Origin of the sequence: Kitasatospora sp. GAS204B, from assembly GCF_029892155.1 — a bacterium.
Lineage (GTDB): Bacteria > Actinomycetota > Actinomycetes > Streptomycetales > Streptomycetaceae > Kitasatospora.
Map to the genome: position 1 here is coordinate 112,868 of NZ_JARZAG010000025.1, position 8,565 is coordinate 121,432.

8 protein-coding genes are annotated in these 8,565 nt (G+C 72.4%); all 8 read left to right on the forward strand.

Translation table 11 applies throughout. From position 1 onward, the window contains the following. Positions 1-12 precede the first annotated feature (12 nt). Positions 13-324, forward strand: coding sequence for a PAAR domain-containing protein (locus P3T41_RS28780; RefSeq protein WP_280693466.1), 312 nt, complete (start codon positions 13-15; stop codon positions 322-324). Then, positions 321-752, forward strand: coding sequence for a GPW/gp25 family protein (locus tag P3T41_RS28785; RefSeq protein WP_280693467.1), 432 nt, complete (start codon positions 321-323; stop codon positions 750-752). The genes P3T41_RS28780 and P3T41_RS28785 overlap by 4 nt, the downstream gene beginning before the upstream one ends. Next, positions 752-2,704, forward strand: coding sequence for a putative baseplate assembly protein (locus tag P3T41_RS28790; RefSeq protein WP_280693468.1), 1,953 nt, complete (start codon positions 752-754; stop codon positions 2,702-2,704). The genes P3T41_RS28785 and P3T41_RS28790 overlap by 1 nt, the downstream gene beginning before the upstream one ends. Then, positions 2,701-3,264, forward strand: coding sequence for a phage tail protein I (locus P3T41_RS28795; protein ID WP_280693469.1), 564 nt, complete (start codon positions 2,701-2,703; stop codon positions 3,262-3,264). Before P3T41_RS28790 ends, P3T41_RS28795 begins: the two co-directional genes overlap by 4 nt. A 3-nt stretch (positions 3,265-3,267) precedes the next feature. Beyond that, positions 3,268-4,344: a zinc-ribbon domain-containing protein gene (locus P3T41_RS28800; protein ID WP_280693470.1), complete on the forward strand. Its 1,077-nt coding sequence runs from the start codon at positions 3,268-3,270 to the stop codon at positions 4,342-4,344. A 344-nt stretch (positions 4,345-4,688) separates the two neighbouring features. Continuing rightward, positions 4,689-5,477: a PE-PPE domain-containing protein gene (locus tag P3T41_RS28805; RefSeq protein ID WP_280693471.1), complete on the forward strand. Its 789-nt coding sequence runs from the start codon at positions 4,689-4,691 to the stop codon at positions 5,475-5,477. Between the two features lie 201 nt (positions 5,478-5,678). Further along, complete coding sequence (locus tag P3T41_RS28810; RefSeq protein ID WP_280693472.1) at positions 5,679-6,878, forward strand: DUF4185 domain-containing protein; 1,200 nt, start codon at positions 5,679-5,681, stop codon at positions 6,876-6,878. 14 nt (positions 6,879-6,892) lie between these two features. Beyond that, a partial coding sequence (locus P3T41_RS28815) for a glycoside hydrolase domain-containing protein (RefSeq protein ID WP_280693473.1) occupies positions 6,893-8,565 on the forward strand: 1,673 nt, incomplete at its 3' end.

Here is an 8,565-nt window from a genome sequence, read left to right on the forward strand (position 1 = left end):
TGGAGACCGCAGATGCCCCCCGCAGCCCGGACCGGCGATGCCACCGACCACGGCGGCGTGATCACCACCCCGCCGCCAGGCGCCGTCGCGGTGGAGACCGTGCTGATCGGTGGCCGGCCGGCCGCGGTCGCCGGCAGCCTGCACGCCTGCGTCCCCCACGTGGAACTCGGGCCCGCCAACCTCGTGCTGCCCAACCTCGGGGCGGCCGCCGGGGGAGAGGTCCTGATCGGCGGGTTGCCCGCGGCGCGGATGGGGGACGACACGGCCTGCGGCGCCACCATCTCGACCGGTGCGTTCAACGTGCTGATCGGAGGCTCTGTATGAGCGGCGGATTCATCGGCCGGGGCTGGGCCTTCCCGCTGCGGGTGAACGCCACCGGCGGCATCGGCATGGTCGACCGGGACCGGGAGATCGCGGAGGCCATCCGGCTCGTCCTCGGCACCGCGCCCGGAGAGCGGCCGATGCGCCCGGAGTTCGGCTGCGGCATCCACGAGTACGTCTTCGCGCCGGGCGACAACACCACCGCCGGCCGCATCGAGCGCGAGGTGCGCACCGCGCTGGAACGCTGGGAGCCCCGCATCGAGGTCGACGACGTGGTGATCGCCTTCGACACCGTGGACGCGGGCACCCTCTACATCGACGTGCACTACACGGTGCGGTCCACCAACGACCGCCGCAACCTCGTCTTCCCCTTCTACACGATCCCGGACTCCCCGGACGCCCCGCCGGCCTCGGACGGGGGCGCGAGCTGATGGCGCTGCCCTCCCCGAACCTGGACGACCGCCGGTTCCAGCAACTCGTCGACGAGGCGAAGCGGTACGTGCAGCAGCGCGCACCGGAGTGGACCGACCACAACGTGTCCGATCCGGGAGTCACCCTCATCGAGACCTTCGCGTACCTGGTGGACCAGCTGCTCTACCGGCTGAACCGGGTGCCGGAGAAGAACTACTCCGCCTTCCTCGACCTGCTGGGCATCCGGCTCTTCCCGCCGGCCGCGGCGCGGGCGGCGGTCGACTTCTGGCTGTCGGCTCCCCAGCCCGAGACCGTCGTCCTGCGGGCGGGCACCGAGGTCTCCACGCTGCGGACCGAGACCGAGGAGGCGGTGGTGTTCTCCACCGTCGAGGACCTCCCCGTCGTCCCCAGCTCGCTCGAACTCCTGGTCACGGTCTCCGTCTCGGGGGAGCAGACCGACCGCACGGCACGACTGGCCGACGGCGTGGACGTGCCGTGCTTCCAACCGCGGCCCGCGGTCGGGGACGCCATGCTGTTCGCGCTGCCGGCCGTCGTCCCGCGCTGCATCCTGGTCGTCCGGCTGGACAGCCGGGTGGAGGGCGTCGGCGTCGACCCGCGGCAGCCGCCCCTGGTGTGGGAGGTGTGGGACGGGGCGCGGTGGATCGCCTGCGAGACCGGCTCCGACACCACCGGTGGCCTCAACCGGCCGGGCGAGGTGGTGGTGTTCGTCCCCGCCGGGCACGTCGCCTCGGTGGTCGCCGGACGGCGGGCGGGCTGGCTGCGCTGTCGGACGACCGAGCCGGAACCGGGCCAGCCGTTCTACGCCGAGTCCCCCACGATCCGCCGGGCCGAGGTGTTCACGGTCGGCGCCAGCGCCACCGTCGTCCACGCGCAGACCGTGACCGACGCGCCGCTGGGCACCTCGGAAGGGATCGCGGGCCAACGCTTCCGCCTCGCGCGGCCGCCCGTCCTGCTCGACGGCGAGCCCCCCGTGGTCGAGGCCTCGGCGGGCGAGGGCTGGGAGCGGTGGACGGCCGTCGAGCACTTCGGGGACTCGGCACCGACCGACCGGCACGTGGTGATCGACGCGACCACGGGCGAGTTCGCCTTCCCGCCCGCGGTCCGGGAACCCGACGGGAGCCTGCGCGCCTTCGGCGCCGTGCCGCCCAAGGGCGCGCAACTGCGCGTGGCGCGGTACCGCACCGGCGGCGGGAGCGCGGGAAACGTCGCCCGCGGCACGATCTCGGTGCTGCGCAGCTCGGTCCCGTACCTGGCCAGGGTCGACAACCGCGAGGCGGCCAGGGGCGGGGTCGACGGCGAGACGGTGGAGAACGCCAAACTGCGCGCCCCCCAGCTGCTGCGCTTGCAGGAACGTGCCGTCACGGCCGAGGACTTCGAGCTGATCGCCCGGCAGGCCGCCCCCGCCGCCGCCCGGGTCGCGTGCGTGCCGGCCGTCGCCGGGGAAGCGGGCGCGGTGCGGGTGCTGGTGGTACCGGACGCGGTGGCGGACGAGGGCGACCGCCTGCGGTTCGAGCAACTGATCCCGGGTGAGCGGATGTTGGCCGCCATCGCGGCGGCCCTCGACGAACGGCGGCTGATCGGCACCCGGCTGGTCGTGCAGCCCCCCGACTACCAGGGCGTGACGGTGGTGGCCCGGCTCACCACCCGGTCCCCGGACGCCGAGCGGGTGCGGGAGGCGGCGCTGGCGGCGCTGTTCGGCTACCTCAACCCGCTGCGCGGCGGTCCCGACGGATCGGGCTGGCCGTTCGGCCGGGCGGTGCAGTACGGGGAGATGTTCGCCGTGCTCCAGCGGGTGGACGGCGTGGCGGCCGTCGAGGAGTTGCGCCTGTTCCCGGCGGACCCCGTCACCGGACGCCGGGGCGCGCCCGCCGAACGGGTCGACGTCGCACCGGACGCCCTCGTCTTCTCCCACCAGCACCAGGTCGCGGTCTCCCCGGGTGGTACGTCATGAGCAGGGCGGCTGTTCCGGGCCTGCCCAGCCCCCATCCGATCGGCGAGCTGCTGCCGGCGCTCTACGCCGACGACGACTTCGCCCAGCGGTTCACCGCCGGTCTGGACACCGTCCTCGCCCCGGTGTTCGCCACCCTCGACAACCTGCCCGCCTACTTCGAACCACGCCTGGCGCCGCCGGACTTCCTCGCCTGGCTGGCGTCCTGGGTCGCCGTGGAGTGGGACCCGGCCTGGCCCGAGGAGGTGCGCCGCAGCGTGGTCGAGCGCGCCCTGGAGCTGCACCGGCGGCGCGGAACCCGGCGGGGACTCGAGGACCGGCTGCGGCTGATCCTGGGGGTCGGTTCGCAGATCGTCGACGGCGGCGGCGTGGCCTGGTCCACGGCCGCGGACGCCGCCCTGCCGCCCGCGCCCTCCGGGGAGCTGCTGGTCCTGGTCTGGGCCGAGCGCACCGCACCGGTGGACATGGACCAGGTGCTGGCCGTCGTCAGGGCGTCCTGCCCGGTCCACCTCACCTGCCGGGTGCAGATCCTGCCCGGCCCACCCGGGAGAGCGGAGAGCTGACGGATGCGTGCATGCCCCGAGTGCGGAACGGTCAACGAGGACGGGGACGACTTCTGCGGCAACTGCGGTGCGTACCTCGGCTGGCAGGCGACGTCCACCGCAGGGGCGACCGCCGCCACCGAGGAGCGGGCCGCGCCTGCGGCTCCGCCGAGCGGCGCGCCGGCGGAGCCGCAGAACCCCGTGCCGGCCGCCGAGCCGCCGAGTCCGCCTGCCACCGAGGCGGCGCCCCCGCGCCCGCGTCGTGCACAACCCGAGCCCGAGGCCGGCCGAGAGGTGGAGGCCGATCGAACGTCTGCGCCCGACCCGGTGGCCGTGCAGCCTGCCAAGCCCATCGCGCAACGCCCCGTCGTACGGCAGTCCGTGGCCGACGACGCCCAGGACGGCCCCCCGTGCCCCCGGTGCGGCACGCCCAACCGGCCCGACCGGCGGTTCTGCCGGCGCTGCGCGGCACCGCTGACCGTCGTCGAACCCGTGGCGGCCCTGCCGTGGTGGCGCACCCGCTGGCCGTTCCGGCGCCGGGTGCGCATCGGTGGCACCGGCAACGCCATGCGCCGGATCATCGCGCTGCTCGTGGTGGTGGCACTGGTGGTCGCGGGGATCATCTGCTACCCGGCGCTCCGCAACGCCTACGAGGACGTGCTGGACAAGCTCCGCAGCGCCTCGGCGATCAGTCCCACGGCGGTCGCGGCGAGCGCCGCGGACCCCGGCCATCCCGCCTCCGCCGCCGACGACGGCCTCACGAACACCTACTGGGCAGCGCCGAAGCTCGGTGACTCGATCACCTTCACCTTCCGCGCCCCCTTCCGCCTGGTGGACCTGATCATCCACACCGGTGACTCCACCGATCCGCAGCAGTTCCAGCAGGAGGCCCGCGCCACGACCCTGGATCTGCAGATCACGGCGTCGGACGGAAAGGTGCACGAGCAGACCGTGTCCCTGAACGACAAGCCGGGCCCGCAGACGGTGCTGACCGGAGTCAGCGACGTGGTGCGAGTGACCCTCACCGTCCGCGCCGCGGCCGGCACGGGAGCCGGACGCGACATCGCCTTGGCCGAGGTGGAGTTCTTCAAGCGCGGTTGAGCGCCGGCACTCCGGCACCTCGAGCCGTGACGCGCTGACCCATGCGCTGCGCCGGCCTGACCGGTCAACTCGGTGCCGCACGCCTTGCGCGGGGCGCCGCCATGCGTGGCGGACCACGGTATCCGGAAGACCGGCCATATTTGGCCGGTCCATGGCATGGCCCGGTGACCAGGCCGAACACCAGGATGGGCAGCAGCAGCCACAACCGGCAGCAGGCAGCGCGGCGATGCCGACGCGGCAGCTGACGGAGCAACAGGCTGCGTCACCGAGACCGGAGATCGACCGGCCGACACGGTCGCCCGCTCCGCTCGGCCCACCCGTTCCGCCCAAGGGAGTCGACAAGCATGCCCGACATGTCCAACCCGAGCCCGAACGCCTTCGTCCGTCGCTGCAAGGCCGTCCTCGGCGCCGCCGCGCTGGCGCTCGCCGCCACGGCGGCCGCCGTGCCGACCGCCGCCCACGCCGCCGCGCCGCACCACTACTACATCGAGATCGGCGGCACCGGCTCGGCGGCGGACTCGCCCACCTGCACCACGAGCTACGGCTTCGCGAACCAGCATCTGAACGGCGGCATTCCGGTTCCGGTCTGCTACCCGGCCAGCGGCGGCCCGTTCATCGGGGGGCACAACGAGGTGCCGGCCCTGTTCGCGCCGAGCTTCGGCGACAGCGTGAACCAGGGCTACCAGAACACCATCACCACGCTGGAGAACACCTACCACGCCGACCCCACGGCGCGCTTCACGATCGTCGGCTACTCCCAGGGCGCCTGGGTCGGCGACCTGACGCTTCAGAAGATCGCGAACAACGGCACCGACGTCCCGCGCTCGCAGGTCGACGGGCTGCTCTACTCCGACCCGATGCAGCCCGGCACCGGCCTCTGGCACCTGCTCCCCGCGGGCGTTCCGCTGCCGCTGGTCGCGGTGTCCCCCGGCACCGGGCCGGTCGACTTCCCCGGCATCCCGGTCCAGCGCTTCTGCATCCACACCGACGGCGTCTGCGACGCGACGTCGCTGGACTCGTTCAACGGCTTCCTCCAGCAGCACCCGCAGTACTGGAAGGACGGCAACATCATGACGCAGACCATCGGCAAGGACGGCGCCAACGGGATCGTCTGGTACCCGGCGACCGCCTGACCGAGACGGCCCGCCCGAGACCGCCTGACCGAGACCGCCTGACCAGGGGGGAGCGGGGCCGTCCGGCCACCGCCGGGCGGCCCCGCCCACGGCACCAGCCGTCCAGTTCCACACCTCAACTCAACGCACTCGAACGTCGAACGTCGAACGTCGAACGTCGAATGCCGAACGTCGAATGCCGAACGTCGAATGGAGACAACCATGTCCGATTCACCGCTGCCGGGCCGCGAGTTCACCCGACGATCGCTGCTCAGGACCGGCACGGGGGTGGCCCTGGGCACCACCATCGCCGCAGGCGCCGGCCTGCTCCGTGCCACGCCCGCCGCCGCGACCAACGGCATCGGCCAGACCGGCGCGCCGCTCTGCCAGTTGCCCGGCGACTCGGCGAGCCAACACGGGCTGGGCAGTGGCGACCTGGGCATCCCGTACTACCGGGAGCACGACCGGAGCTGGGGCTACGTCTTCGGCGACTCGTTCAACGCCGGGAACACCTACCTCGGCTCCCCGGTGATGCTGAACCAGGCGAGCTTCGACAGCTCCGGCGCGGCACCGATCTCGTTCAGCTACGCCATGCCCAACGGCACCGCCGCGCAGTTGTTCAACTACGCGCACGGCGTCGACAACGGCTACGGCGTGGAGAGCACCCGGATCCCGAACGACTGCATCGAGTTCGGCGGCCGCACCTACCTCCAGTACACCTCGGTGGTGCACGGCATCGGCGGCGATCCGCTGCCGGCCGGCGACGACGGCTCGCTGATGTCGGGCGTGGCCTGGTCCGACGACTTCGGTGTGACCTGGACCGACTACCCGTGGCACTGGGACGGCCAGTACCGGGGAGTGAACCAGTCGATGTACGGGATGTGGTCCTTCGCCGGCATCGACCCCGACGGCTGGCTCTACATCTTCTCCAAGCGCTGGAACGGCAGCCACAAGAACACCGCGGACCAGGGCGCGATCCAGCTGTTCCGGATCAACCCGGACGAGTTCCGCGCCGGCAACTTCGGTGCCCAGCAGAACTGGATCTACGACGGCAGCAACTGGCGCTGGGCCACCGACGGGACCCCGCCGTCACTGCTGTTCGCGCCCGGAAACAACATCGGCGAGTTCTCCGTCAAGCGGATCAACGGCACGTACTGCATGAGCTACCTCGACGTGACGGACGGTTCGATCTGCACCCGCACCGCGCCCCGGCCCGATGCCGCCTGGTCCGCGCCGACCCCGCAGATCGTCGCCAACAACACCTGGCCGCCGAACCACTGGGGCCGCCCGCAGGTCGACAGCCCGTACGGCGGATACATCCACCCCGGCAGCGCGAGCGCCACCTCGCTGACCCTGATCGTCTCGCAGTGGACCCCGCAAGGCGCCTACCGGGTGCTCCAGTTCGACGGCATCAACCCGTAGGGAGGGGAGTCCTCGTGAAACCAAGGATCCTCACCAGCGCGCTGGTCGGCGTACTGATGTTCCTGTCCGCCGGCCTTGCGGCGGCGAGTCCGGCAAGCGCGGCGGCGACCGCGGGCGCCGACAGGACGATCCACTACCAGGGCGCGACGTTCAGGGTTCCGGCGTCCTGGCCGGTGGTCGACCTGGACCGGGCGCCGAACACCTGCGTGCGGTTCGACCGGCACGCCGTCTACCTGGGCCGCTCCGGGGCCCGGCAGGACTGCCCGGCCCACCTGATGGGACGAACGGAGGCGATCCTGGTCCAGCCGGCCGGCCACGGCGCCGCCCCGGCGGCCCAGGAGAACACCTCGGCCCGCGAAATCACCGTCAGCACGGCGGAGTTGACCGTCACCGCGAGCTACGGCACCGACCGGGCGACGGTGCAGGCGGTCCTGGACAGCGCCGGGCTGCCGAGGGTTCGTCGGACGCAGCCGAGGAGCGCCACCCCGGCCGCCCCCGCAGTGGCCGCCGCCGCGATCAGTGCGAGCACGACCTCCTACACCGGCAAGGGCTTCGACCTGTGCCAGGCGCCGGACTCGTCCACCATGGGCACCTGGAAGGCCTCCTCGCCCTACGGCGCGATCGGCATCTACCTCGGCGGCGTCAACCGTACCTGCGACCAGCCGAACCTGACCTCCGGCTGGGTCGCCCAACAAGCCTCGATCGGCTGGCACTTCATCCCGCTGTACGTCGGCTACCAGGCCCCGGGCGCCTGCCAGAACACCTGCACCGCGATCCCGTCGCCGTCCCAGGGCACCGCCGACGCCGAGGACGCGATCGCGCAGCTCTCGGCACTCGGCTTCCCGGCCGGCTCCCCGGTCTACATGGACATCGAGCCGTACTCCCCGGCCTCGTACTCGAGCCTGGTGATGGGCTACCTGTCCGCCTGGACCACGCAGTTGCACGCCCGCGGCTACCTGTCGGGCGTCTACGGCAACGGCAGCGGCGTGATCTCCGACCTCGTCGCCAACTACGGTTCCGCCACCATGCCGGACCTCATCGACTTCGCCATCTGGCCGGGCAGCGGCAGTACCAGCACCTCGGACCCGACGATCCCGGACAACGAGTGGGCGAACCACCAGCGGATCCACCAGTACGCCGGTGACATCACCGAGACCTACGGCGGCATCTCGCTCGGCATCGACTCCGACTACCTCGACGTCCAGCAGGCAGGCCCGGGCAGCGGCTGGGACGACTTCGGCGACGGCCGCCAGAACCCCGCGATCGGTCGGGAGGCCAACGGCGCGATGATCGCCTTCGCGGTCTCGCCGGACCAGCAGGGGCTGTACTACCGCGAGCAGTCGGCCCCGAACGGCGGCTGGGGCACCTGGCAGCAACTCGGCGGTGCGGTCGGCGGCTTGCCGGTCGTCGGCAGGGACCCCGACGGACGCTTGGAACTGTTCGTCCTCGGCCCCGGCAAGAGCAGCATCCAGCACATCTGGCAGACGGCGCCGGGCGGTGGCTGGAGCAGTTGGGACCCCAACTTCGGCGGGCCGGCCGCCGGCCTGACGGTCGGTCAGAATGCCGACGGCCGACTGGAGGTGTTCGCTCTCGCCCCTGGTGGCGCGAACATCTCGCACATCTGGCAGACCGCGCCGAATGGTGGTTGGAGTAGTTGGGACGCCACCTTCGGTGGCCCGGCCGGCGG